The sequence below is a fragment of the Pseudomonas paeninsulae genome (genome assembly GCF_035621475.1).
GTDB classification, from domain to species: Bacteria; Pseudomonadota; Gammaproteobacteria; order Pseudomonadales; family Pseudomonadaceae; genus Aquipseudomonas; species Aquipseudomonas paeninsulae.
This window is the reverse complement of record NZ_CP141799.1, coordinates 3,610,758-3,636,510: the sequence shown is the minus strand read 5'-3', so window position 1 is coordinate 3,636,510 and position 25,753 is coordinate 3,610,758. Positions and strand designations below refer to the sequence as shown.

At 62.4% G+C, this 25,753-nt stretch carries 23 protein-coding genes and 1 tRNA gene; 16 read left to right on the top strand and 8 right to left on the bottom strand.

The genetic code is table 11. The annotated features are described in order from the left end of the window. Positions 1–30: 30 nt before the first annotated feature. The 4 genes from VCJ09_RS16715 to minC all read right to left on the bottom strand — a co-directional run bounded on the left by VCJ09_RS16715 (position 31) and on the right by minC (position 2,763). Positions 31–666 (bottom strand): RluA family pseudouridine synthase, encoded by a 636-nt coding sequence (locus tag VCJ09_RS16715; protein ID WP_324731248.1) that lies wholly within the window; start codon positions 664–666, stop codon positions 31–33. 191 nt (positions 667–857) lie between these two features. After that, the gene (gene minE, locus VCJ09_RS16710) at positions 858–1,112 is read right to left on the bottom strand and encodes a cell division topological specificity factor MinE (protein WP_079202673.1); all 255 of its coding nucleotides are present in this window, start codon (positions 1,110–1,112) and stop codon (positions 858–860) included. Beyond that, positions 1,112–1,924, bottom strand: coding sequence for a septum site-determining protein MinD (gene minD, locus VCJ09_RS16705; protein ID WP_079202672.1), 813 nt, complete (start codon positions 1,922–1,924; stop codon positions 1,112–1,114). Before minD ends, minE begins: the two co-directional genes overlap by 1 nt. A gap of 98 nt (positions 1,925–2,022) precedes the next feature. Further along, entirely contained in the window at positions 2,023–2,763 is a 741-nt protein-coding gene (gene minC, locus VCJ09_RS16700) for a septum site-determining protein MinC (RefSeq protein ID WP_324731247.1), read from the bottom strand. Positions 2,764–2,918: 155 nt separating this feature from the next. On the opposite strand from minC, the gene VCJ09_RS16695 reads away from it, so the two are divergent. The 10 genes from VCJ09_RS16695 (at position 2,919) to ltaE (ending at position 14,681) form a co-directional block, all read left to right on the top strand. Beyond that, a complete protein-coding gene (locus VCJ09_RS16695; protein ID WP_324731246.1) occupies positions 2,919–3,848 on the top strand; it encodes a lipid A biosynthesis lauroyl acyltransferase in 930 nt (309 codons plus the stop codon). 210 nt (positions 3,849–4,058) lie between these two features. Further along, positions 4,059–5,261, top strand: a complete 1,203-nt coding sequence (locus VCJ09_RS16690) for a patatin-like phospholipase family protein (protein ID WP_324731245.1) — start codon at positions 4,059–4,061, stop codon at positions 5,259–5,261. 477 nt (positions 5,262–5,738) lie between these two features. Then, a complete protein-coding gene (locus VCJ09_RS16685; protein ID WP_324731244.1) occupies positions 5,739–6,959 on the top strand; it encodes an aspartate aminotransferase family protein in 1,221 nt (406 codons plus the stop codon). Between the two features lie 181 nt (positions 6,960–7,140). After that, positions 7,141–8,157 (top strand): arginine/ornithine succinyltransferase subunit alpha, encoded by a 1,017-nt coding sequence (aruF, locus tag VCJ09_RS16680; RefSeq protein WP_324731243.1) that lies wholly within the window; start codon positions 7,141–7,143, stop codon positions 8,155–8,157. 11 nt (positions 8,158–8,168) lie between these two features. Further along, positions 8,169–9,185, top strand: coding sequence for an arginine N-succinyltransferase (astA, locus tag VCJ09_RS16675; RefSeq protein WP_079202666.1), 1,017 nt, complete (start codon positions 8,169–8,171; stop codon positions 9,183–9,185). A 96-nt stretch (positions 9,186–9,281) separates the two neighbouring features. Further along, entirely contained in the window at positions 9,282–10,745 is a 1,464-nt protein-coding gene (gene astD, locus VCJ09_RS16670; RefSeq protein WP_324731242.1) for a succinylglutamate-semialdehyde dehydrogenase, read from the top strand. Continuing rightward, a complete protein-coding gene (astB, locus tag VCJ09_RS16665; RefSeq protein ID WP_324731241.1) occupies positions 10,745–12,091 on the top strand; it encodes an N-succinylarginine dihydrolase in 1,347 nt (448 codons plus the stop codon). The genes astD and astB overlap by 1 nt, the downstream gene beginning before the upstream one ends. A gap of 79 nt (positions 12,092–12,170) precedes the next feature. Then, positions 12,171–12,455: a topoisomerase II gene (locus VCJ09_RS16660; RefSeq protein WP_079202663.1), complete on the top strand. Its 285-nt coding sequence runs from the start codon at positions 12,171–12,173 to the stop codon at positions 12,453–12,455. A 10-nt stretch (positions 12,456–12,465) separates the two neighbouring features. Beyond that, positions 12,466–13,482: a succinylglutamate desuccinylase gene (gene astE, locus VCJ09_RS16655; RefSeq protein ID WP_324731240.1), complete on the top strand. Its 1,017-nt coding sequence runs from the start codon at positions 12,466–12,468 to the stop codon at positions 13,480–13,482. A 194-nt stretch (positions 13,483–13,676) separates the two neighbouring features. Further along, positions 13,677–14,681 (top strand): low-specificity L-threonine aldolase, encoded by a 1,005-nt coding sequence (ltaE, locus tag VCJ09_RS16650; RefSeq protein WP_324731239.1) that lies wholly within the window; start codon positions 13,677–13,679, stop codon positions 14,679–14,681. 325 nt (positions 14,682–15,006) lie between these two features. Here the strand turns inward: ltaE and VCJ09_RS16645 are convergent, their stop codons facing one another. Then, positions 15,007–16,440, bottom strand: coding sequence for a M48 family metalloprotease (locus tag VCJ09_RS16645; RefSeq protein WP_324731238.1), 1,434 nt, complete (start codon positions 16,438–16,440; stop codon positions 15,007–15,009). Positions 16,441–16,546: 106 nt separating this feature from the next. Here VCJ09_RS16645 and VCJ09_RS16640 point away from each other — a divergent pair, with 106 nt between their 5' ends. After that, positions 16,547–16,798 (top strand): sulfurtransferase TusA family protein, encoded by a 252-nt coding sequence (locus VCJ09_RS16640; RefSeq protein ID WP_324731237.1) that lies wholly within the window; start codon positions 16,547–16,549, stop codon positions 16,796–16,798. Positions 16,799–16,838: 40 nt separating this feature from the next. Then, positions 16,839–17,906 carry an AI-2E family transporter gene (locus tag VCJ09_RS16635; protein WP_324731236.1) on the top strand — a complete coding sequence of 356 codons (1,068 nt, stop codon included), beginning with the start codon at positions 16,839–16,841 and terminating at the stop codon, positions 17,904–17,906. A gap of 98 nt (positions 17,907–18,004) precedes the next feature. Here VCJ09_RS16635 and VCJ09_RS16630 read toward each other — a convergent pair whose 3' ends face one another. Together VCJ09_RS16630 and VCJ09_RS16625 are read right to left on the bottom strand one after the other, a co-directional pair. Further along, entirely contained in the window at positions 18,005–18,478 is a 474-nt protein-coding gene (locus VCJ09_RS16630) for a peroxiredoxin (protein WP_324731235.1), read from the bottom strand. Positions 18,479–18,488: 10 nt separating this feature from the next. After that, positions 18,489–19,046 (bottom strand): glycine cleavage system protein R, encoded by a 558-nt coding sequence (locus VCJ09_RS16625; protein ID WP_079202657.1) that lies wholly within the window; start codon positions 19,044–19,046, stop codon positions 18,489–18,491. Between the two features lie 227 nt (positions 19,047–19,273). Between VCJ09_RS16625 and dapA the strand changes: the two genes are divergently transcribed. From dapA to VCJ09_RS16605, 4 genes are all read left to right on the top strand, one after another. Beyond that, positions 19,274–20,152, top strand: coding sequence for a 4-hydroxy-tetrahydrodipicolinate synthase (gene dapA, locus VCJ09_RS16620; RefSeq protein WP_324731234.1), 879 nt, complete (start codon positions 19,274–19,276; stop codon positions 20,150–20,152). A 17-nt stretch (positions 20,153–20,169) separates the two neighbouring features. Next, positions 20,170–21,288, top strand: coding sequence for an outer membrane protein assembly factor BamC (gene bamC, locus VCJ09_RS16615; protein ID WP_324731233.1), 1,119 nt, complete (start codon positions 20,170–20,172; stop codon positions 21,286–21,288). A gap of 86 nt (positions 21,289–21,374) precedes the next feature. Then, positions 21,375–22,244, top strand: a complete 870-nt coding sequence (locus VCJ09_RS16610; protein ID WP_324731232.1) for a phosphoribosylaminoimidazolesuccinocarboxamide synthase — start codon at positions 21,375–21,377, stop codon at positions 22,242–22,244. A 269-nt stretch (positions 22,245–22,513) separates the two neighbouring features. Next, positions 22,514–22,603 (top strand) — tRNA-Ser (locus VCJ09_RS16605). 708 nt (positions 22,604–23,311) lie between these two features. Here the strand turns inward: VCJ09_RS16605 and VCJ09_RS16595 are convergent. Beyond that, the gene (locus tag VCJ09_RS16595) at positions 23,312–25,750 is read right to left on the bottom strand and encodes an efflux RND transporter permease subunit (RefSeq protein WP_407692974.1); all 2,439 of its coding nucleotides are present in this window, start codon (positions 25,748–25,750) and stop codon (positions 23,312–23,314) included. Between the last annotated feature and the right edge of the window lie 3 nt (positions 25,751–25,753).

Sequence of the window (25,753 nt, the reverse complement as noted above, 5' to 3'; positions counted from 1 at the left end):
GCGTGTATAGGCCGACTCTGGCGCGGATCGCTAGAACGGTGCGGGGCAGTCGAAGCGCAGGCGTTCGCCACTTTGCGGGTGGGTCAGGCCGAGCATGCAGGCGTGCAGGCACAGGCGTGGATAGGCGACCAGGGCTTGCGGGGGGGCGTAGAGGGAGTCACCGAGCAGCGGGTGGCCGATCGACAGCATGTGGACGCGCAGCTGGTGCGAACGGCCGGTGATCGGCGTCAGTTCGACCCGGCAGTAATCGCCACAACGCTCGAGCACGCGCCAGTGGGTCAGGGCGTGTTTGCCCAGTTCATGGTCGACCACATGCCGCGGTTTGCTCGGTGGGTCGTAGCGCAGTGGCAGGTCGATGCTGCCGCTGTCCGCCTCGGGCTGGCCCCAGCACAGGGCGATGTAGGCTTTTTCGGTCTCGCGGTCGTGGAACTGGCGCGACAGTTCGCGGTGGCTGTCGACGTCGCGCGCGAGGACGATGATGCCCGAGGTTTCCCAGTCCAGGCGATGGACGATACGCGCTTCCGGGAAGCCGTTGTCCTGCAGGCGGGTGACCAGGCAATCCTTGTTGTCATCGGCACGACCGGGCACCGAGAGCAGCAGGGTGGGCTTGTTGATCACCAGCAGGGCGGCGTCCTGGTGGAGAATTTCGATTTGGCTGAGCGGCATGGGGCTTCTTGAATAGAGGCTTTGAGGCTAGTGGTAGGAGGGGGCGGGCGGCGTTCCGCTTTAGTCGCGAAGCCTTCGTCTGGTTAAAAGCTTCGCGGCTAAAGCCCCTTCCACAAAGAGTGCAGGCTTCTGGAATGAAATGGCGGCCCTCAAGGACCGCCATTTATACAGGTGTGCCGCAGCAACCGCTGTTAGCGATCCGGCAGGGTGATGTTGAGTTCCAGGATCGAGCAGCTGCCTTGATTTTCCAAGGCGACCTGCACGTTATCCGATTCGATGTTGACGTACTTGCGAATCACCTCGACCAGTTCTTTTTGCAGGGCCGGCAGGTAATCCGGCTGGCTGCGCTGGCCGCGCTCGTGGGCGACGATGATTTGCAGGCGCTCTTTCGCAATGGACGCAGTGGGTTCTTTTTTGCGTTCACGAAAGAAGTCAAAAATATTCATTAGCGAGCTCCAAACAAGCGTTGCATGAGTCCTTTCTTCTGCACATCGAGAAAGCGATGGGCAACTTCCTTGCCGAGCAGACGGTCGACGGCATCGCTGTAGGCCTGACCAGCGTCGCTTTGGTCATCAAGGATGACCGGTACGCCCTGGTTGGACGCTTTCAACACGGCTTGCGATTCCGGGATAACGCCGAGCAGGCGGATGGCGAGGATTTCCTCGACGTCTTCCACACCGAGCATTTCACCACGAGTCACGCGCTCGGGGTTGTAGCGTGTCAGCAGCAGGTGTTCCTTGATCGGCTCTTCGCCTTTCACGGCGCGGCGCGATTTGCTCGCCAGCAGGCCGAGCATGCGGTCGGAGTCACGCACCGAGGAAACTTCGGGGTTGGTCACGACAATGGCTTCATCGGCGAAGTACATCGCCAAGTGCGCGCCTTTTTCGATACCGGCCGGCGAGTCGCAGACCACGTATTCGAAGTTTTCGCGCAGTTCGTTGATGACTTTTTCCACGCCTTCTTCGGTCAGCGCGTCTTTGTCACGGGTCTGGCTGGCAGCCAGCACATAGAGGTTTTCCAAGCGCTTGTCCTTGATCAGCGCCTGGCTCAGTGTGGCTTCGCCGTTGACCACGTTGACGAAGTCATACACCACGCGACGTTCGCAGCCCATGATCAGGTCGAGGTTACGCAAACCGACGTCGAAGTCGACGATGACAGTTTTGTGCCCGCGCAAGGCGAGGCCGGTACCGATGGCGGCGCTGGTGGTGGTTTTACCCACGCCACCCTTGCCGGAAGTGACTACGATGATCTTGGCCAAGGTGATTCACCCCAAATGTGAAGAAAGACGGGAATCCGACAGCCATATGCGGCTTCCAGATGCCTTTTTATGTCCCTGAAAATTGGCGGCAGTATCCGTTAAAGGCGGGTGATGTTCAACACGTCACCCGACAAGCTGACATGCACCGCCTCGCCCCATAAAGGGTCACGGCGCAGGTCTTCGGCGACCTTGTATTGGCCGGCGATGGAGAGCAGTTCCGCGCCCATTTGCTGGCAGAAGATGCGTGCCTTGGTGTTGCCCTTGATGCCGGCCAGGGCGCGGCCGCGCATGGGCGCGTAAACATGGATGTTGCCATCGGCGAGAAGTTCCGCGCCGGAGCTGACCGGCGCCAGGACGATCAGGTCGCCGCCCTGGGCGTAGATCTGCTGGCCGCCGCGCACCGGGCTGGTGATGATCTTGCTCGGCCTGAGCTCAGGCTCTGCGGGCTTTTCCGGTTTTTTCGCTGATGCGCTACCGCCGGTCGGATCGATCGGCCGTTCGCGTGCGCCGGACGGCGGCAGCACCGGTAAATCCAGGGCACTGGCGGCGACGATGTCGTCTTCACGGTGGGCGCGCACGGCCAGGGTACGCAGGCCATGGCGGCGGCACAGGGTCACCAGGGCGCCTAGGTCGAGGCTGCCTTCGCCATCCGGCAACTTGTCCAGAGCCAATATCAGTGGGGTATTGCTGAAGAAGTTCGGCGCCTGGGCGACTTTCGCGGCCAGTTGCTGGTCGAGGCGCACGAGGTCGTTGTGCGCCAGTTCCAGCACGGTGATGGCCAGCATGCTGCCCTTGAGCTGGAATACGGGGTCTTGCTCGAGTAGATCGGCTTGGCTCATGGTCTGCCTGATACGCCTTGTCGGTCGTGACGAAAGTAGCCCGGACTTATAGCGATAACCCCGCTGGGCTGCAAGCCGGGCCGAGTCTTTGCACAACTTATGCTAAAACGCCGGTGCTAGAATGCCGGGCTTTATGCATTGCTACGGAATCGTAGATGGATCGTCCAGTCTTTCGTGCCTATTTCCTGCATCCACGCTTCTGGCTGTTATGGCTGGGACTTGGCCTGCTCTGGCTGCTCGCGCTGTTGCCTTACTCGCTGTTGATGTGGCTGGGGCGTCGGCTTGGCGGTGTGATGTATCACCTGGCCAGTTCGCGCCGGGCGATTGCCGCGCACAACCTGGAGCTGTGTTTCCCCGAATTGTCGGCCAGCGAGCGCGCCAGCTTGTTGCGCGAGAACTTCGCCTCGACCGGCATGACCTTCTTCGAGATGGCGATTAGTTGGTGGTGGCCGGCGGCGCGGCTGGCCAAGCAGGGTCAGGTCGAGGGGCTTGAGCATCTGCGCGCGGCCGAGGCCGAAGGGCAGGGCGTGCTGCTGATGGCTTTGCACTTCACTACCCTGGAAATGGGCGGTGGTCTGCTGGGCATGCAGCAAGATATGTATGGCATGTACCGGCCACACAAGAGCCCCGTGTTTGACTATGTCCAGCGCCGTGGTCGCGAGCAGCGTCTGCAGGGGGTGATCGAGCGCAACGATGTGCGCGGCACGCTCAAGTTGCTGCGCGCCGGCAAGGTGATTTGGTACGCGCCGGATCAGGATTATGGCGCGCAGCGCAGTATTTTCGTGCCGTTGTTTGGCGTGCCGGCCGCGACGGTGACGGCCACCAGCAAGTTCGCCCGCCTGGGCCGGGCGCGGGTGATTCCCTTCACCCAGACACGGCTGGCCGACGGCTCCGGCTATAAGGTGGTGGTGCACCCGCCGCTGACCGATTTCCCTGGGGAGAGCGAGGAGGCCGACTGTTTGCGGGTCAATCAGTGGATCGAGGCGGCGATTCGTCAGCAGCCCGAGCAGTACCTGTGGGCCCACCGTCGCTTCAAGACGCGCCCGGCCGGTGAGGCAAAGATGTACCAGAAGCGCCGCGGTTAGCAGGCCGTTGAAAAGCTACCTACGTTGCCGATACGGCGTTAAAAACAGGCTCGGAATGCTCATTTACAGCTCGTAAACTCCGCTTCCTCGCCTGTTTTTGCCTTGTCTCGGCTGCCTCGCCTACATTTTTCAACGGCCTGTTAGGCGCCTGGATTGCCACCTGCGCGGTTCGCCCCGGCCAACCAATTACACGGAAACTCGGAACTCCCTATGACGTCAAACGCTCCCTCCAGCGAGCCGGTAACCGGGCTGATTCTTTCCGGCGGTGGCGCGCGGGCGGCCTATCAGGTCGGCGTGCTGGCGGCGATTGCAGATTTGTTGCCGGATCCCACGCAGAATCCCTTTCCGGTGATTGTCGGGACCTCGGCGGGGGCGATCAATGCGGTCGGCCTGGCGTGCGGGGCATTGCATTTTTCCGAAGCGGTGCGCCGTCTGACCAGTGTCTGGCAGGGTTTTCATACGCATCAGGTGTATCGCAGCGACTGGTTGGGGGTCTTGCGTCAGGCCAGCCGCTTTATCGGCCACAGCGTGCTCGGCTTGGGGGGGCAGGTGCCGGTGGCGCTGCTCGACAGTTCGCCGCTGCGCGAATTGATCCAGCGCGAGTTGGATTTCTCCGGGATCGCGGCCGCGGTTCGCCAGCGCCAATTGCGCGCAGTGGCGGTGACAGCGTTCGGCTACGAGTCCGGGCATGCCGTGACCTTCTATCAAGGGCGCGCCACCATCGATCCCTGGATGCGCCATCGTCGGGTCGGCGTACCGACCCGTTTGTCCGTCGATCATCTACTGGCCAGCTCTTCCATCCCGCTGCTGTTTCCGGCGGTGAAGATCAACCGCGAATATTTCGGCGACGGCGCCGTGCGTCAGTCCGCCCCTATCAGTCCGGCATTGCACCTGGGCGCTACCCGGGTGTTGGTGGTTGGCGTCAGTCATAACCCCCAGGCGGAACACGGTAGCGCCGTTACGGCTGCGGTACAGGCCGTCAAGCCGCCGAGCCTGGCGCAAATCGGCGGGCATATGCTCAACAGCACCTTTATCGACAGCCTGGAAGGCGATATCGAACTGCTCGAACGGCTCAACCTGATGAGCAAACTGATCCCGCCGGAGCAGCGCCCGCGTGGCTTGGGGCTCAATCCGGTGGAGGTGCTGGTGATTTCGCCGAGCCAGCCGCTGGATGCGATCGCCGCCCGCCATCGCCATGAGATGCCGGCGGCGCTGCGCCTGTTCCTGCGTGGGCCGGGGGCGACCAAGGTCAGCGGTGCGGGTGTGCTCAGCTATCTGCTGTTCGAGGCCGGCTATTGCAACGAGCTGATCGAGCTGGGGTATCAGGATGCGATAGCGCAGAAAGTCGCCTTGAGCGATTTTCTCGGCCTGGCCCGCCCGCCAGTGGTGCAGGGGCAGCTGATAACGGCTTAGCAGGCTGTTGAAAAACTACCTACGTTGCCGATACGGCGTTAAAAACAGGCGCGGCAAGTCGCTTGCGGCTGACGCGCTTTAGCGGGGCCGCCTAGGTGCGACCCCGTAGGGGTAAGCGACGCGAGTCATGCGCATTTACAGCTCGTAAACTCCGCTTCCTCGCCTGTTTTTGCCTTGTCTCGGCTGCCTCGCCTACGTTTTTTCAACGGCCTGCTAGCCCGCGCTGCGTTGAATTAGGCACAAAAACTGGCCGGTCAGCTTGTGAGGAAATTGCCCGAGTTGTGCGCGTGCGTGGCGAACAGCATTTAAACTGCGCCTTCCCGACGCTTTCTGTCGCATTTGCGCAAGCTGCGGTTTTCCTCGGGTTGGCGCTATAAGAAGTTGTCGCATGGCGGCAATGCCAGGCCCGAATCAATCCCTACAATCCTTCCCACCGCCTGCCACTCAATGCAGGTGTTACTCGTCAGGAGAGTTCAGATGTCCGTTCAGCACGATCCGGTGCAACGCGCCGATTTCGACCAAGTGATGGTTCCCAACTATGCCCCGGCCGGCTTCATTCCGGTGCGCGGCGCGGGTTCCCGAGTCTGGGATCAACGGGGTCGCGAGCTGATCGACTTCACCGGCGGCATCGCCGTGAATGCCCTGGGCCATTGCCATCCGGCCCTGGTCACCGCGTTGACCGAGCAGGCCAACACCCTGTGGCACATTTCCAACGTGTTCACCAACGAGCCGGCCCTGCGCCTGGCGCACAAGCTGATCGACGCGACCTTCGCCGAGCGGGTGTTCTTCTGCAACTCCGGCGCCGAAGCCAACGAGGCCGCCTTCAAGCTGGCCCGGCGGGTGGCGTTCGACACGTTCGGCGAAGAGAAATACGAAATCATCGCGGCAACCAACAGTTTCCACGGGCGCACCCTGTTTACCGTCAGTGTCGGCGGGCAGCCCAAGTATTCCGATGGCTTTGGGCCGAAGATCCAGGGCATCAGCCATGTGCCGTACAACGATATCGAGGCGCTGAAAGCCGCGGTTTCCGCCAAGACTTGCGCCGTCGTACTGGAGCCGATCCAGGGTGAAGGCGGCGTAATGCCGGCCGACCTGGCCTATCTGCAGGCGGCCCGTGAGCTGTGCGACCAGCACGACGCGCTGCTGATCTTCGACGAAGTGCAGACCGGCATGGGCCGCAGCGGCTCGCTGTTCGCCTACCAGCATTTCGGTGTGACACCGGACATCCTCTCCAGCGCCAAGAGCCTGGGCGGTGGTTTCCCGATCGGCGCCATGCTCACTACCGAAGCGCTGGCCAAGCACTTGGCCGTCGGCACCCATGGCACCACCTACGGCGGCAATCCGCTGGCCTGTGCGGTAGCCGAGGCGGTGATCGATGTGATCAACACCCCGCAAGTGTTGGCGGGGGTGAAAGCCAAGCAGCAGCGCTTCAAGACCACGCTGGAGAAGCTCGGCGAGCAGTACGGCGTGTTCAGCCAGGTGCGTGGCCTCGGTCTGTTGATCGGTGCAGTGCTGAGCGATGCCTGGAAAGGCAAGGCCAAGGCGATTCTCGATGCCGCCGCGGCGCAAGGTGTGATGGTGCTGCAAGCCGGCCCGGACGTGGTGCGTTTCGCCCCGAGTCTGGTGGTCGAAGATGTCGATATCGAAGAAGGCCTGGCGCGTTTCGAACGTGCGCTGGTCCAGCTGACGCAAGCCTGAGTCGACAGTCCGCTGGCGATCCGCTGGTGATCGCCACGGGCTGCGCTTGCTCGGCTTATGGATAAGCCGAGCTACTTCCAGGGATGACTATCTCCATGTGTGCTGTGGCCTTCGGGTTGCAGTTTCTCCAGGCGGTTCGCGATGAGCGGCTTGGAGTTTTTATTGAGAAAGGAGTGACACCATGCTGGTGATGCGCCCCGCGCAAATGGCCGACCTGAGTGAAGTGCAGCGTCTCGCCGCGGACAGCCCGGTTGGTGTGACTTCGTTGCCGGACGATGCCGATCGCCTGCGCGACAAGATCGCGGCGTCGGATGCCTCGCTGGCCGCCGAGGTGAGCTTCAATGGCGAAGAAAGCTATTTCTTCGTCCTCGAAGACAGCGACAGCGGACGCCTGCTCGGCTGCTCCGGGATTGCCGCCTCGGCCGGTTATTCCGAGCCGTTCTACAGCTTTCGCAACGAAACCTTCGTGCACAACTCCCGTGAGCTGAAGATCCACAACAAGATCCACGTGCTCTCGCTGTGCCATGACCTGACCGGTAACAGCCTGCTGACCAGTTTTTACGTCGAGCGGGCGTTGGTGGGCAGTGTCTGGTCCGAGCTGAACTCGCGTGCACGCTTGTTGTTCGTCGCCAACCACCCGGAGCGCTTCGCCGATGCGGTGGTGGTGGAAATTGTCGGCCACAGCGATGAGCACGGCGATTCGCCGTTCTGGGATGCCGTGGGACGCAATTTCTTCGACATGAACTACGCCGAGGCCGAGCGCCTGTGCGGGCTGAAGAGCCGGACCTTTCTGGCCGAGCTGATGCCGCATTACCCAATCTATGTGCCGCTGCTGCCGGATGCCGCGCAGGAAGCCATGGGCCAGGTGCACCCGCGGGCCCAGGTGACCTTCGACATCCTGATGCGCGAAGGCTTCGAGACCGATCATTACATCGACATTTTCGACGGCGGACCGACCCTGCATGCACGTACCTCAGGGATTCGCTCCATCGCCCAGAGCCGCGTGGTGCCGGTCAGGATCGGCGAGCCGATCAAGGGTGGGCGACCGTATCTGGTGAGCAATGGCCTGCTGCAGGATTTCCGCGCGATTGTCGCGGACCTGGATTGGGTGCCTGGCAAGCCGGTCACCCTCAGTCTTGCAGTTGCCGAAGCACTTGGCGTCGGCGAGGGCGCCAGTGTGCGTCTGGTTGCGGTTTAAGGAGTTAGCGCATGATCGTTCGTCCCGTTCGCACAGCCGATCTTTCGGCCCTGATTGATCTGGCGCGCACTACCGGCGCCGGCTTGACCACCCTGCCAGCCAACGAGGAGCGCCTGGCGCACCGCGTTGGTTGGGCGGAGAAGACCTTCAGCGGCAAGGCCGAGCGCGCCGATGCCGATTACCTGTTCGTGCTGGAAAACGACGCTGGCGAGGTGGTGGGTATCTCCGCCGTGGCCGGCGCGGTTGGCCTGCGTGAGCCCTGGTACAACTACCGCGTGGGTTTGACCGTCAGCGCGTCCCAGGAACTGAAGATTCACCGGCAGATTCCCACCCTGTTTCTGGCCAACGACCTGACCGGCAACTCCGAGCTGTGTTCGCTGTTTCTGCGCGCCGATCACCGCAAGGGGCTCAATGGTCGTCTGTTGTCCAAGGCACGCATGCTGTTCATCGCCGAGTTCCGCGAGTTGTTCGGCGACAAGGTGATCGCCGAGATGCGTGGCATGTCCGACGAGCAGGGCCGTTCGCCATTCTGGGAAAGCCTGGGTCGGCACTTCTTCAAGATGGAGTTCAGCCAGGCGGACTACCTGACCGGGGTCGGCAACAAGGCCTTCATCGCCGAATTGATGCCCAAGTTTCCGCTCTATACCTGCTTCCTCTCCGAAGACGCGCGCAACATCATCGGCCGCGTCCACCCGGATACCGAGCCGGCGCTGGCCATGCTCAAGGGCGAAGGCTTCAGTTATCAGGGCTATGTCGACATCTTCGACGCCGGCCCGGCCATCGAGGCGGAAACCGCGAAAATTCGTGCGGTGCGCGACAGCCAGGCACTGGTGCTGGCCATCGGTACGCCGGGCGATGACGCCACCACCTTCCTGATTCACAACCGTAAGCGCGAAGACTGCCGCATCACCGTCGGGGCCGCACGCCTGGCCGCCGGCACCCTGGTGGTCGATCCGTTGACCGCCAAGCGTTTGCAGTTGGCGGTCGGCGATCAGGTAAGAGCGGTGCCGTTGTCGGCCCGTGGCTGAATACCCGAGCCGCCTGGAGGTGATCCGGGCCGTTCGATCGAATAGCGCACCCGGCGCAACGCCGGGTGATGAAATTGCTGGGAGTGATAAAACAAAATGAGCACTCATTACATCGCCGGTAGCTGGCAGGTTGGTCAGGGCGAAGCCCTGGAATCGTTGAATCCGGTCAGTCAGGCCGTGGTCTGGCGTGGCCAGGCGGCCTCTGTCGCCCAGGTCGAGGCCGCCGTGGTGGCCGCCCGCGCGGCATTTGCGGGCTGGGCCTCGTGCTCCCTGGATGGGCGCATCGCCGTGCTGGAGCGTTTCGCCGTAGTCCTCAAGGCGCATGCCGACGAGCTGGCCCAGGCGATTGGTGAGGAAACCGGCAAGCCGCTGTGGGAGTCGGCCACCGAGGCGGCCAGCATGGTCAACAAGGTCGCCATCTCGGTGCAGAGCTACCGCGAGCGTACCGGCGAGAAGAGTGCACCGCTGGGCGATGCCACGGCCGTGCTGCGGCACAAGCCGCATGGCGTGGTGGCGGTGTTCGGGCCCTACAACTTCCCCGGTCACCTGCCCAACGGTCACATAGTGCCGGCGTTGCTGGCCGGCAATTGCGTGCTGTTCAAGCCCAGCGAGTTGACGCCGAAAGTCGCCGAACTGACGGTCAAGTGCTGGATCGAAGCCGGTCTGCCGGCGGGCGTGCTCAATCTGCTGCAGGGCGCGCGGGAAACCGGCGTGGCCCTGGCCGGCAATCCCGGTATCGACGGGTTGTTCTTCACCGGCTCGAGCCGCACCGGCAACCTGCTGCACAATCAATTCGCCGGGCGCCCGGACAAGATCCTCGCCCTGGAAATGGGCGGCAACAACCCGCTGATCGTCGATCAGGTGGCTGATGTCGATGCGGCGGTCTACACCATCGTGCAGTCGGCATTCATCTCCGCCGGCCAGCGCTGCACCTGTGCGCGCCGCCTGCTGGTGCCGCAGGGCGAGTGGGGCGATGCCCTGCTCGCTCGGCTGGTCCAGGTCGCCGAGCAGATCAAGGTCGGCCGGTATGACGAACAGCCGGCCCCCTTCATGGGCTCGGTGATTTCCCTGGCCGCAGCTGAGCACCTGCTGCAGGCTCAGCAGCAGTTGCTCGGCAAGGGGGCCACGGCGCTGCTGGCGATGACCCAGCCGCTGCCCGGTGCCGCCTTGCTGACCCCGGGCATTCTCGATGTCAGCGCGGTAGCCGAGCGCTCGGACGAAGAGTTTTTCGGCCCGCTGCTGCAGGTCATCCGCTATGCCGATTTCGAGGGTGCGATCGCCGAGGCCAACAACACCCAGTTCGGCCTGGCCGCCGGTTTGCTGTCGGACTCCAAGGCGCGCTACCAGCAGTTCTGGCTGCAGAGTCGTGCCGGCATCGTCAACTGGAACAAGCAGCTCACTGGCGCCGCCAGCACGGCGCCGTTCGGTGGCGTCGGTGCATCCGGCAACCACCGCGCCAGTGCTTATTACGCGGCGGACTACTGCGCCTATCCGGTGGCCTCGCTGGAAAGTGAAAGCCTGAGCCTGCCTGCCAGCCTGACCCCAGGAGTAAGCCTGTAATGTCCGCGCATGAAATGAACTTCGACGGTTTGGTCGGCCCGACCCACAACTACGGTGGCCTGTCCTACGGCAACGTCGCGTCGCAGAGCAACAGTCAGGTCGCCTCCAGCCCGAAAGAGGCCGCCAAGCAAGGGCTGGCGAAAATGAAGGCGCTGATGGAGATGGGCTTCAAGCAGGGCGTGCTGGCTCCGCAGGAACGTCCGGATGTCGCGGTGCTGCGCCGCCTCGGCTTTACCGGCAGCGATACCCAAGTGATCGAGCGGGCAGCGAAAGAAGCCATGCCTTTATTGGTTGCAAGCTGCTCGGCCTCGAGCATGTGGACGGCCAACGCCTGCACCGTCAGCCCCAGTGCCGATACGGCCGATGGCCGGGTGCACTTCACCGCCGCCAACCTCAACTGCAAATTTCACCGCAGCATCGAGCACCCGACTACCAGTCGCGTGCTCGGCGCCATGTTCGCCAACCAACAGCATTTCGCCCATCACCCGGCGCTGCCAGCGGTCACGCAGTTCGGTGACGAGGGCGCGGCCAACCACACGCGCTTCTGTAACGGTTACGGCGAGGCCGGGGTGGAGTTCTTCGTGTTCGGACGCAGCGCCTTCGACAGCCGCTACCCGGCGCCGCAACGCTACCCGGCGCGGCAGACCCTGGAAGCCTCGCAGGCCGTGGTGCGCCTGCATGGATTGAGCGAGGCTGGGGTGGTCTATGCTCAGCAGAACCCGGCGGTGATCGATCAGGGCGTCTTCCACAACGACGTGATCGCGGTGGGCAACGGCGAAGTGCTGTTCTATCACCAGGACGCCTTCCTCGATACCGACAAGGTGCTGGCCGAGCTGGGCGAGAAGCTCGGCCGTCGTGGCGGCAACCTGCAAGCGGTGTGCGTGCCGCGCGATGCGGTCACGGTAGAGGACGCGGTGAAGTCCTACCTGTTCAATAGCCAGTTGTTGTCACGCGCCGCTGGCGGCATGTTGTTGATCGTGCCGGAGGAGTGCCGCAACAACGGCAACGTGTGGAATTACCTGCAGCAGCTCACCAGCGGCAGCGGGCCGATTCGCGAGGTCAAGGTGTTCGATCTCAAGCAAAGCATGCAGAACGGTGGCGGCCCGGCCTGCCTGCGTCTGCGCGTGGCGCTCAAGGACAATGAGCTGGCGGCGGTGAATCCGGGGGTGATCATGACCCCGCAGCTGTATGACACCCTCAACGTCTGGGTCGACAAGCACTACCGCGATAGCCTCCGCGAGAGCGAGTTGGCCGACCCGCAATTGTTGATTGAATGCCGCACGGCATTGGATGAATTGACCCAGATCCTTAAACTGGGTGCGGTTTATCCTTTCCAATTGAACTGAGCAGGCAAGCCCCAGCCTCAAGCGCACGCTTGGCGTTCTAAACTTGCTGCTTGTGGCTTATAGCGTGGAGCTTTGAATAATGTCCGATGTCCTGCAACTGATCCTCGAAGATGAAGATGGCACCCAACTGGAAACGACCTGCACCCGCTTTGCGGTGATGTGGCAGGGCAAGGAAGTCTGGTTTCAGCAGGTGGGTAACGGCCAGTTGATGATCGGCGTGGACGTGGCGGAGGGTGACAGCGAGTACGCCAATCTGCTGCTGCGCCCGCTGGCCACCAATCTGGTCAGCCTGGAACTGGAGATGGAAGCGGCCGAGCCCGGCGACGACGAGCACGTGCATGGCCCTGACTGCAATCACGATTGAGGTAACTCCTATGCTTGCCCTCGGCAAACTGCTTGAATTGACCCTGGCCGGCCACGAACCGGCAGCGAAGATCCAGCTGACGCCAGAGGGCACGCGCTTGCGCTGGCTGGCCGAAGGCGCGCTGGAAGTGACGCCGCCAGTGGCCCGCGACAATGGCCTGGATCTGCTGCTCTCGGCGGGTATCCACGGCAACGAAACCGCCCCCATCGAATTGCTCGACCGCCTGCTGCACGGTATTGCCCGTGGTGAGTTGAAGCCGCGCGCACGGATCCTCTTCCTGTTCGGCAATCCGCCGGCGATCCGCCGTGGCGAGCGTTATATCGAGCAGGACATCAACCGCCTGTTCAACGGCCAGCACGAGCAGCATGCCGGGGCCGAGGCCATGCGTGCCTCTGATCTGGAACACCTGGCTGCCACTTTCTTCAGCAAGCCCGAGCGCACGCGCCTGCACTACGACCTGCATACCGCGATCCGGGCGTCCGAAATCGAGCAGTTCGCCCTCTATCCCTGGCAGGAGGGGCGACCGCGCAGCTTGCGCGAGTTGGCTCGGCTGAATGCCGCGGGGATCGAGGCGGTGTTGCTGCACAACAAAAGCTCGATCACCTTCAGTGCCTACACCTACACGCAGCTGGGTGCAGAATCGTTCACCCTGGAGCTGGGCAAGGCGCGTGCCTTCGGCCAGAACCAGGAGGTCAATCTGGGTCGGCTCGAAGAGCGTCTGCAGCACATCATCGCAGGCTGCGAACCAGAACCGGAGCAGCCAGGCGCCGAGCTGGACGGGCTGCAACTGTTCGCCGTGGCGCGGGAAATCATCAAGCACAGCGACACCTTCAGGCTGCACCTGCCGGCGGATGTGGAGAATTTCAGCAGACTGCCGGTCGGCTACCTGCTTGCCGAGGATCTGGCCGGCACCCGCTGGGTTGTGGAAGAGCCGGGAGCACGGATCATCTTCCCCAATCCCAAGGTGAAAAACGGTCTGCGCGCCGCCATCCTCATTGTCCCCGCCGAAGACGTGCAACTGGCCTGAGAGGCTGTGGGAAAACTGCGACCGCCTGCAAACGCCCGCTAGGGCGTTGCGCTATTTTCACGACCTCTTGGCGCTCATTTGTAGATCCTGTGTTCTCATGCAAGGTCTGCGACTGTACCCGCGGAACTGTACCTTGTGTGCCCGTTGCCGGCGCCTTAGCATCGGGTTTTTCGTCACGTTAAGGAAAACCGCCCATGGCCGTCATCGACCTGCGCAGCGACACTGTCACCCAGCCAACCCCGGGCATGCGCGCGGCCATGCAGGCCACCGAACTGGGCGATGACGTCTACGGCGAGGATCCCTCGGTCAACCGCCTGGAGCAGTACCTGGCGGCCGAACTGGGTTTTGCCAGCGCGCTGTTCGTGCCGACCGGCACCATGAGCAATCTGCTCGGTCTGATGGCCCACTGTGAACGTGGCGACGAGTACATCGTCGGCCAACAGGCGCACACCTATAAATATGAAGGTGGCGGCGCCGCGGTGCTCGGCTCGATCCAGCCGCAACCGATCGAGGGCGAAGCCGATGGCTCGCTGGACCTGGGTAAGATCGAGGCGGCAATCAAGCAGGACGACTTCCACTTTGCCCGCAGCCGCCTGCTGGCGCTGGAAAACACCATGCAGGGCAAGGTCCTGCCGTTGACTTATCTGGCCGCTGCCGGCGAGTTGACCCGCAGGCGTGGCCTGGCCCTGCACCTGGATGGCGCGCGGCTGTACAACGCGGCGGTCAAGCAGGGTGTACCGGCCAGGGAAATCACCCGGCACTTTGATTCGGTCTCGGTCTGTTTGTCCAAGGGCTTGGGCGCGCCAGTGGGGTCGGTGCTGTGTGGCAGCGTTGCGCTGATCGGCAAGGCGCGGCGTTGGCGCAAGATGGTCGGCGGCGGCATGCGCCAGTCCGGCCTGCTGGCTGCGGCCGGACTCTATGCCCTGGAGCATCAGGTGGCGCGCCTAGCTGAGGATCACGCCAATGCCGAACGCCTGGCAGACGGGCTGCGCGGGTTGGGCTACGCGGTCGAGCCGGTGCAGACCAACATGGTCTATGCCCAGGTCGGCGAGCAGGCCGGCGCACTCAAGGCCTTCTGCGCCGAGCGCGGGATCAGGCTGACAGCCGCGCCGCGTTTGCGCATGGTCACGCATCTGGATGTCAGTGCCGAGGACATCGACCAGGTGCTCGAGGCGTTTTCTGCCTTCGCCCGGGCCTGAGAGGTTGTGAAAAAACTCTCGCCTACTGCGGCCGCTTCCAAACGCCCGCCGCGGCGTTGCGCCGCGAACGCCTGGAGACGGTCTCGCTACGACGCTCGATATTTTCACAACCTCTGAGCCGGGTCGCCAGGCCGCTACCATTCTCGAAAATGCGCCCGCCCTTTTTACTGTCTCCCCATCAATGTGGGTCACCAGCTGGCTCTATAGAAATCCAGGGCGGCCTTGTCTACAGCCAAGACCTTCAGGAGGGGTGACCGCCCATCAATCGCCTCGATGGGCGGTCATCTGCGCAGCCGGCCCCAGTCCCGCAATTGTTCCCGTCGGCCTAACGCAGCATCTGTTCGATGATGCGCTGGTCTTCCAGCAGTTCGCGTTGCCGCGCGTCGATGCGTGAGGCGAGCGGGAAGTTGTTGGTCGCACGACGTTTGGCGAAGTCGAGTTGTTCGATCGCCTGATCGTAGTCGCCGACCAGGGCGAAGTACTCCGCGCGCGCCTGGTGCAGGCCGATGGTGTTGCCACTGAGGCCGCGCATTTCGGCGACCTGGTACCAGACATCGGGGTCTTTTGCGCGGCTTTTCAGCAGGTCATCGAGGGCGCGCTCGGCATCCTGGGGGCGTGCCTGTTTCATCAACACGTCGATGCGCGCCTGCTGCAGTGGGTAATTGTTCGGGTAGTTACTCATGAGCCGCTCGATGCGGCTCTGTGCTTCTGGCAGGTGGCTGGAGGCGCTGTCCAGTTCGATCTGGGCCAGGTTGTAGGGGATATTATCGGGTGCCGACTGTAACAAGGGTTGCAGGCTCTCGCGGGCCTTCTGGTGCTGGCCGCTCTTGATCTGCGCCAAAGCCAGGCCGTAGCGGGCGGCCTCCAGTTTTGGGGTTTCATCGAGCAGGGCGCGAAAACGCTTGGCCGCCAGTCCCGGCGTATCTTCGTAGTTCAGTTGCACGCGGGCACGCATCAACTGGTAGCGCGCGCTGTCGGTCACACCGCCGGCCTTGGTTTGTGCGGCGCGGTTGCGGGTGTCGGCGATGCGCGATTCGGATACCGGGTGGGTCAGGAGGAATTCCGGTGGTTTGCGGTCGTAGCGATATTGGCGCATCAGGCGTTCGAACATGCTCGGCATGGCGCGGGGGTCATACCCGGCTTTTTCCAGGTTGACCAGGCCGATGCGGTCGGCTTCCTGCTCGTTCTGCCGGGAGAAGCGCCGCTGCTCCTGAATCGCCGCCGCCTGAGTCGAGGCGATGGCCGCTATGCCGACATCGCCTGCCCCCGCTGCTGCGGCCACGATACCCGCGAGCATTGCCGCCATCAGCGGCAGTTGCATGCGCTGCTGGGCTTCCAGGCCGCGGGCAAAGTGGCGTTGCGACAGGTGGGCGAGTTCGTGGGTCATTACCGAGGCGTATTCGGCTTCGGTCTGGGCATACAGGAACAGGCCGCCGTTGACCCCGATGATCCCGCCTGGCGCGGCGAAGGCGTTGATTTGCGGGCTGTCGAGCAGGACGAATTCCAGGCGCCGATCCTTCAGCTCGCTGGTTTCTCCCAGGCGATAGACACTGCTCTCGACGAAATCCTTGAGCTGCGGGTCCGACAGTTGACGGACCTGGCCGCGCAACAGGCTCAACCAGGCGCGGCCAAGTTGATGTTCTTGCTGTGGCGAGACAATCGCGGAGCTGGCGTCGCCGAGTGACGGTAGATCGCTGGCCAGGCCAGGCTGGGCGGTCAGGCAGGCGAGCGTCAACAGGATGGGGCGCAGAAGATTCATGCACAGAGCTCTTGGCGAACAAAGTCGTTACTGTAGCCGGGCAAGCGCTCACCTGGCCAGGGTTGCACGGTCTTGGGTATCCTTGGCGCTGTTTAGGAGGGCTCGAATGAACGATGGACAAAAATGGGACGGTGCCTGCGACGCCGAGTTGGATGCCAGTGGCTTGAATTGCCCGCTGCCGTTGCTCAAGGCCAAGCTGGAGCTGAATCGCCTGGCAAGCGGCGCGGTGCTCAAGGTCATTGCCACGGATGCCGGCTCGCAACGGGATTTTCGTGCCTTTGCCAGGCTCGCAGGCCACAGCCTGCTGCGTGAAGAGGAAGAGGCGGGTGTGTATCGCTATTGGTTGCGTAAAGCCTGACACGCGTTCTGCGTGGGCTGTTTCGATCTAAGGAATGTTGATGATTAAGGTGTTACGCAACTGGATGCACCGCTATTTTTCCGACGAGCAAGCGGTGGTGCTGGCGGTATTGTTGGTGCTCGGTTTCGCCGCCGTGCTGACCCTCGGTGGCATGCTGGCGCCGGTATTGACCGGGCTGGTGCTGGCGTTTCTGATGCAAGGGCTGGTCAATGCCCTGGAGCGCTTGCGCCTGCCGCAGATCATGGCAGTGGCGCTGGTGTTCCTGTTGTTCATGAGTTCGCTGGTGTTGTTCCTGCTGGTATTGATGCCGCTGATCTGGCGCCAGTTGAGCACCCTGTTCAACGAGTTGCCACGCATGCTCGGTGAGTGGCAGGCGCTGTTTCTGCTGTTACCGGAGCGTTACCCGAATCTGATCAGCGATGCCCAGGTGTTGCAGTTGACCGAGGCGATCAGCGGCGAGGCCGGTAAGTTCGGCCAGTGGGCGCTGTCGTTCTCCCTGTCCAGCCTGCCAATGCTGGCCGGCATCATGATCTACCTGGTACTGGTACCGATCCTGGTGTTTTTCTTCCTCAAGGATCGAGAAATGATCGGTGGCTGGTTTCGCGGTTACCTGCCGCGCGAGCGTGCCCTGATTACCCGGGTGGCTCAGGAAATGAACCAGCAGATCGCCAACTACATTCGTGGCAAGTTCATCGAGATCATCATTTGCGGCGTGGTCACCTACATCGCGTTCGCCGCGCTGGGGCTCAACTATGCGGCGCTGCTGGCGTTGCTGGTGGGGCTGTCGGTGGTAGTGCCGTACATCGGCGCGGTGGTGGTGACGGTGCCGGTGGCGCTGATTGGTATGTTCCAGTGGGGCTTCGGCGATCAGTTTCTCTACCTGATGGTGGTGTATGGGGTGATCCAGGCGCTGGACGGTAACGTGCTGGTGCCACTGCTGTTCTCCGAGGCGGTCAACCTGCACCCGGTGGCGATCATCTGCGCGGTATTGCTGTTCGGCGGCTTGTGGGGCTTCTGGGGGGTGTTCTTCGCCATTCCGTTGGCTACCCTGTTCAAGGCCGTGCTCAATGCCTGGCCGCGCAAGGAGCTGGCAGTACGCGAGGAGTGAGGACGGGGCTCTTGGCCTAGCCGGCCATACATGCTCGATGTAAATAAAAAGGCCGCTTGCGGGTACCCCGGCAAGCGGCCTTTTTTGTCGGTACGGCTTCAGTCGTTGTGCAGATCCTGAGCGGCGGCCAGCACGGCCTCGACATGGCCCGGTACCTTCACGCTACGCCATTCCTTGCGCAATACGCCGTGCTTGTCGATCAGGAAGGTGCTGCGGTCGACGCCCAGGTACTCCTTGCCGTAGAGCTTCTTCAGCTTGATCACGTCGAACAGCTGGCAGAGCTCCTCATCCTTGTCCGCGATCAGCTCGAAGGGGAACTGCTGCTTGCCCTTGAAGTTCTCGTGGGACTTGAGGCTGTCCCGCGATACGCCGAACACCTGGGTGTTGGCGGCCTGGAAGGCCGGGTAGTGATCGCGAAAGCCCTGGCCTTCGGTGGTGCAGCCAGGGGTGCTGTCTTTCGGATAGAAATAGATCACCAGCTGCTGGCCTTGCAGTGCCGACAGCTGAACCTGCTGGCCGCTGGTGGCCGCTGCCTGGAAATCGGCAACCGGGGTGTCGAGTGCTACGGCCATGACAGCTTCCTTATGGGTTTTGTGGGCGCCAGGGTTCGATCAGGGCGTCCAGATTCAAGGCGTCGGAGAAGTCGAGGAACTGATCGCGCAGCCAGCTGATCTGGGTGCCTGCGGGCAGCGTCACGGTCAGCGTCGCATTGAGCATGGTGCCGCCGGTCTGCGGGGCCAGGTAGGTATCGCAGGTCAGGCTTTCCAGTTCGACGTTGTGGTCGATGAAGAACTGGCACAGCTCATTGAGGATGTCGGGCCGGTAGGCCGAGCTGACATAGGCCACGTAGGGCAGGGCCTGGGGGCGATTTTCCGCCGCCGCACTGCGCGTCACGTTGACCGTAAAGGCGTGCTTCTTGGCCAGGGCCGGCAGGCTCGACTCCAGGCGCGCCAGGGCGTCCCAGCTGCCGGAGATCTGCAGCACCAAGGCGCTGAACTCGCCATGCCGGCTCAGGCGGGTGCTGACGACGGCACAGCGGTTTTCATTGCTGGTGCGGCACAGCACATTAGTCAGCTCCATGGCGTTGGGGCCGAGTGCGCTGATGACGAGGAATTGTTCGCGAACTGGGGGGGTGGACATGCAGCATTCCTAGAGCGATGAACGCTCGGCCCACAATGAGTACCGAGCAAAGCCGGAAGGGTAGCGAAAAGCGCAGCTCAGGGGAATGCCAGTAAATGGATGAGTGAAAGGAATGCCGGGTTGCTCGCCCAGTCGCCGCACTTGCCGATCGGCCTTTTCCTTCGCTTGTACAAGGTGCATGGCGCCAGTACCATTACCGCTCTCTTTTTTCCGGCAGGAGTGGTTGCATGATTGCGGGCAGTATGGTGGCACTGGTCACGCCCATGGATGCACAAGGTGGTCTCGATTGGGACAGCCTGAGCAAACTGGTGGATTTCCACCTGCAAGAGGGCACCAACGCCATCGTCGCGGTCGGTACCACCGGCGAGTCGGCCACGTTGGAAGTGTCCGAACACATCGAAGTGATCCGACGTGTGGTCGCTCAAGTTGCCGGGCGCATCCCGGTGATCGCCGGCACGGGTGGCAATTCCACGCGCGAGTCGGTCGAGCTGACGCGCGCCGCCAAGGATGTGGGCGCCGATGCCTGCCTGCTGGTCACGCCTTATTACAATAAGCCGACCCAGGAAGGTCTGTACCTGCACTTCCGGCATATCGCAGAGTCGGTGGCCATCCCGCAGATTCTCTACAACGTGCCGGGTCGCACCGTGTGCGACATGCTGCCGGAAACGGTCGAGCGCCTGGCGAAGATCGCCAACATCATCGGTATCAAGGAAGCCACCGGCGACCTGCAGCGCGGCCAGGAAGTCCTGGATCGGGTGAGCAAGGATTTCCTGGTGTATTCCGGCGATGACGCCACCGCCGTCGAACTGATGCTGATGGGCGGCAAGGGCAACATCTCGGTGACCGCCAACGTCGCGCCACGCGCCATGAGCGACATGTGTGCCGCTGCCATGGCCGGCGATGCCGTGACTGCGCGCGCCATCAATGATCGTCTGATGCCGCTGCACAAGGCCTTGTTTATCGAGTCCAGCCCGATTCCGGTGAAATTTGCCCTGCATGAAATGGGCATGATGCCGGACGGTATCCGTTTGCCGCTGACCTGGCTCAGCCCGCGTTGTCATGAACCGCTGCGTCAGGCCCTGCGCCAGTCCGGCGTTTTGGTTTAATTGAGGAAATACTACGCATGAAGCGACTGGGCGGACTCTCCGCACTTGCTCTGATCATCTCCAGTGCCAGCGGTTGTGGCTGGATCTATGGTGAAGATGGCTATTTCCGTGATCGCGGCAGCGACTACCTCATCGCTCGGCAAACCGCACCCATGCAGTTGCCGGCGAACGTCGAGGCCAAGCGCCTCGATCCGTTGTTGCCGGTGCCGGCTCAGGTTGCCAGCAGCACGGCCGAGGGTGAATTCGAAGTCCCGCGCCCGCAGGCGCTGGTCGTGCGTGCCGATGCTAGCGAGTTCAGTTTGCAGAAAAGCGGCGAGTCACGCTGGCTAGTCGGTCAGCGCGTGCCGGGCGAAGTCTGGCCGATCGCCCGCCAGTTCTTTGAAGACAACGGTTTCAAGATTGCCGAGGAACGTCCGCAGATCGGCGAATTCGTCACCGCATGGCAGCGCGTTGATCAACTGTCTGCAGCCATGGCGCGGCGCCTGAGCAGTCGTGTGTCGGGCTTGGCAGCGGATGCCGAAACCCGCGTGCGGGTGCGTGTCGAACCAGGCGTGCAACGCAATACCAGCGAAGTCTTCGTGCTCAGTGCCGAGCGTCCAGCGGGCAGCACTGCCGATGTGGCCTTCGCCAGCGGCAGTGGCAACGCCAGCCTGGAAGCCGCGCTACTCGACGACATGCTGGTGAGCATGGCGCGCAGTGCCGAGCAGGGCGGTTCTGTATCGCTGCTGGCCGCACGCGACTTCGATGCGCCGAGCCGCGTCAGCCTGTCGGAAGACGGTAACGGCAACCCGGTGTTGAACCTCGGTGCCGACTTCGATCGTGCCTGGTCCGGTGTCGGTCGCTCCCTGGAAACGGCCGATGTGCGCATCGACGACCTCAACCGCAGCCTCGGTGTGTACTACATCAACCTGGCCGAAGGTACGCAGAAGAAGGGCGAGGAACCGGGCTTCTTCTCTAGCCTGTTCGGTGGTAAGCCGGACAAGGAAGAAATCGATGCACGTGCCGAGCGTTACCAGGTACGCCTGACCCCGGTCGGTGACAGCGTTCAGGTCACCGTGGAAAAAGACCTTAATACCGTGGCGCCGGCCGATGTGGCACGTCGCATCCTGGCTCTGATTCAAGAGAGCCTTGGCTAAGCCCTGGTTGTTCCTGCGTCGTAATACCGATAGGCGAAACCCAGTGGGTTTCGCCTGTTTCGTTTGCTAAAGGCGGAAATCCCGATATGACCACTCCTGCAACCCTGAGCCTGAAGAAGATATACTCGGGCAAAGTCCGCGACCTCTACGAAATCGACGACAAGCGCATGCTGATGGTCGCCACTGACCGCCTCTCGGCCTTCGACGTGATCCTTGCCGAGCCGATCCCGGATAAGGGCAAGATCCTCACCGCGATTTCCAACTTCTGGTTCGCCAAGCTGGCCGGCCTGGTACCCAATCACTTCACCGGCGACAAGGTCGAAGATATGGTGCCGGCCGCCGAGTTGCCGCTGGTTGAGGGGCGCGCGGTAGTCGCCAAGCGCCTCAAGCCGGTTGCCGTGGAAGCCATCGTGCGCGGTTACATCGCCGGTTCCGGCTGGAAGGAATACCAGAACAGCGGCACCGTCTGCGGCATCCAGCTGCCAGCCGGGTTGCAGGAAGCCTCCAAGCTGCCGCAACCGATCTTCACCCCGTCGACCAAGGCCGCCGTTGGCGACCACGACGAGAACATCTCCTTCGAGCAGTGCGCCGCGATCATCGGCGGCGAACTGGCCGCCAAGGTGCGTGATACCTCCATCGCCCTGTACAGCGCCGCCGTCGAGTACGCCGCCACCCGTGGCATCATCATCGCCGACACCAAGTTCGAATTCGGCCTGGACGAAAACGGCACCCTGACCCTGATGGACGAAGTGCTGACCCCCGACTCCAGCCGCTTCTGGCCGGCCGACAGCTACGTCGAAGGCAAGAACCCGCCGAGCTTCGACAAGCAGTTCGTGCGCGACTGGCTGGAGTCCACCGGCTGGAACAAAGAGCCACCGGCTCCGGCCGTACCGGCTGAGGTCGCGCAGAAGACCGCCGACAAATACCGCGAAGCCCTGACCCGGCTGACTGCCTGATCGACTGCTGTGCGGCACAGGAGAGGCGCTTAGGCGCCTTTTCTGGTTGGTGGGTGCTGTAAAAGCGTGTTGCATGAGGTATCTGTCTCCCTGTAGGCGCAGAGGGGGCTCCTAGTCTTTATCCGCGAGGCATTGCTCCTCGATAGCGAGCGGGACGTTTCCAGCCATGCGCCCGCAGGGCTCCAGCGCAAGCATCTGAAAGCATGCGAAAAATTCTACCAATTGGGCTTCGCCAAACGCGCTTGTGCTGCTATCATGCGCGCCGCCACGGGAAGATGCCGGAGTGGCCGAACGGGACGGATTCGAAATCCGTTGTGTTAGCGATAGCACCTAGGGTTCAAATCCCTATCTTCCCGCCATATTGAAATACTCTAAGCCCCTGAAATCGTTATAGATTCCAGGGGCTTTTTGTTTGCTGGGTTTGGCATTTGGGCAAAATTTGGGCAAAAATGCCTCACCTTAGTCCGCTCTATACCGCTTCTAACCCTCAAAATCCCATCATCTCAGAGACCGTACGGGCCATACTTTTAGTGTCGCGCGGTATCCAACGTCCATAGTGCTTCTTAACCATGGTGGTATCGGTGTGCCCTAACTGGCGAGCGACCCACTCCATGGGTACAAAACTAGATAGAGCCTGACTAGCAAATGTATGCCTGCTTTGATTGGGTCCCCGGTGAGCGATTCCACAGCGCTTTAAGGTGTGCTTCGAACCAAACGTTAAGGGTTTGGCCGCTCCAGGGAATCCCACTGACTGAGTTGCGGAACAGGAGCGTGATCTGTTTGCCTTGCAGTTGCGCAATTGCCATGGGGAGCTCGCTCGTTGGAATGCCTGTCGGTGAAGTCCGTGGATCAGGTGTTGATTGATTTGATAGAAAGCCATCAGGGCTCGACTTCACTGAGCCTGATGTGCCGATCCGGCGTCTCAGGGACTTTTGCCGTACCGGGCGGCCGTTGCCAGCTATGCCGAAGTGGCCCCCGCCTATGCGCATGCGCTGCAATCCTCGCGTGAGTGCGTTTGGATTCAGGCTTGCGTGCAGGGGGGGGCGTAACATTTCGTCGGCTTGCCGTTACAGCCACTGCTTGCGAAGCAGGAAGTGCGACAGCGCCGGGATCAGGATCAGCGCCCCGAGCATGTTCCACAGGAACATGAAGGCCAGCAGGATGCCCATGTCCGCCTGGAACTTGATCGGCGACCAGGCCCAGGTGATCACGCCGGCGGCCAGGGTGATGCCGACCAGCCCCACCACCCGACCGGTGAAGGACACCGCTTTGCGGTAGGCAGCCGACAGCGACATGCCGTGGCGCTGGAAGTGCAACTGCACGCTGAGCAGGTACAGCGCATAGTCGATGCCGATGCCCACGCCCAGGGCAATCACCGGTAGGGTCGCGACCTTGACGCCGATCCCCATGTACACCATCAGCGCTTCGCAGAGGATCGAGGTGAGCACCAGCGGCAGTACCGCCACCATTGCCGCCCGCCAGCTGCGGAAGGCGATCAGGCAGAAGAGGATCACCGCAGAGTAGACGTAAATCAGCATGGTACGGTTGGCGTCGCGTACCACCATGTTGGTCGCGGCCTCGATACCGGCGCTGCCGGCAGCCAGCAGGAACTGGCGGTCATCGCTGCTGTTCTCGCGGGCAAACTTGTCGGCGACGTCCACCACTTCGTCGAGGGTCTCAGCCTTGTGGTCGGCCAGGTAGGCGATCACCGGCATCAGCGAGCAATCGGCGTTGAACAGCTCCGGCGTGTTGACCGAGGCCTGCTGTGCGGCGTAGTTGAGCATGTCCTGATTGCGCTGGATGCTGTTCAGCTTGGGGTTGCCCTCGAAGGAGCCGGCGGTGATCTGGCGCACCGCGTTAACCAGCGAGGTGGTGGTCTGCACCCCTGGATGCTGCTGCAGCTCCCAAGCTAGGCGGTCGGCCAGTACCAGGGTCTTGTAGTTAAGGCAGCCTTCCGGGTCGGTTTTGATCATCACCACAAACAGGTCGCTGGACAGCGCGTAATGGCTGGTGATGTAGGCGTTGTCGCGGTTGTAGCGCGAGTCTTCGTGCAGCTCCGGTGCGCCGCTGTCGAGGTCGCCGATCTTCAGTTGCAGGCTGACCACGAAACCGCCGATGCCCAGCAGCACGGCGACCAGCACCGTGCCGGTCGCCCACTTGGGCGTGGTGAACAGGTCGAGCAGATCCCACAGTTTGCCTAAGCCGCGATGCTCGGCGGCATGGCTATCGATGACCCGTGCGCGTTCGGCGGCGGTGGCGCTGACGCCGGTATAGGACAGCGCCACCGGCATCATCAGCAGGGTGGTGAAGATCAGCACGGCCACGCCGATGCTGGCGGTGATCGCCAGCTCCTGGATCACCGGGATATCGATCAGCATCAGCACGGCGAAGCCCACCGCATCGGACAGCAGCGCGGTCACCCCGGCGATGAACAGGCGGCGGAAGGTGTAGCGCGCCGCCACCAGCTTGTGGGTGCCCTGGGCGATGTCCTGCATGATGCCGTTCATCTTCTGCGAGGCGTGCGATACGCCGATGGCGAAGATCAGGAAGGGCACCAGAATCGAGTAGGGATCGATGGCATAGCCCAGCCAGGCGACGATGCCCAGCTGCCAGATCACCGCCATCAGCGAACAACCTATCACCAGCAGGGTGCTGCGCAGGCAGCGGGTGTAGAGCAGGATGATGACGAAGGTACTGGCCACGGCCACGGCGAAGAACATCATCACCTGGATCAGGCCGTCGATCAGGTCGCCGATCAGCTTGGCGAAGCCGATCACCCGGATCTTGTACTTGCCGTTGCCTTCCTCGCCGGCCTGGAGCCCGCGGCTGTCGCCGGCCAACTCGTATTTGTCGCGCAGTTGCTCCTCGATGATCTTGGAGAACTGGTGGTAGTTGATGCCCTGGCCGGTGGCCGAGTCCTTGTCGAGCAGCGGCACGATCAACATGCTCGACTTAAAGTCGCTGGCCACCAGGCTGCCGACGATACCGGCGCGGTTGATGTTCTGCCGCAGCAGCTCGATGTCCTCCGGCTGGCCGCTGTAGGTATCGGGCATCACCGGCCCGCCCTGGAAACCTTCCTCAGTGACCTCGGTCCAGCGTACCGCCGGACTCCACAGCGACTTCATCCAGGCGCGATCGACGCCAGCGGTGAGGAACAGTTCGTCGTTGACCTGCCGGAGCACCTCCAGATACTCGGGATCGAAGATGTCGCCCTGGGTGTTCTCCACCACTACCCGCACCGAGTTGCCCACGCCGTGCAGCGAGGCGCGGTTCTCTAGGTAGTTCCGGATGTACGGCTGGCTCTGCGGAATCATCTTCTCGAAGCTGGGGCGCATTTCCAGGCGAGTCACGGCCATGTAACCGAGCAGCACGGTGATCAACGCCATGAGCACGACGAACAGCGGGCGGTGGTTGAACACCACGCGTTCCAGCAGGTTGCCGGTGCTCGTGTCGAAGTCGCGCAAGTCGCGGATCACCGGCATGGTGTCTTGCTTGATTTTGCCCATGTC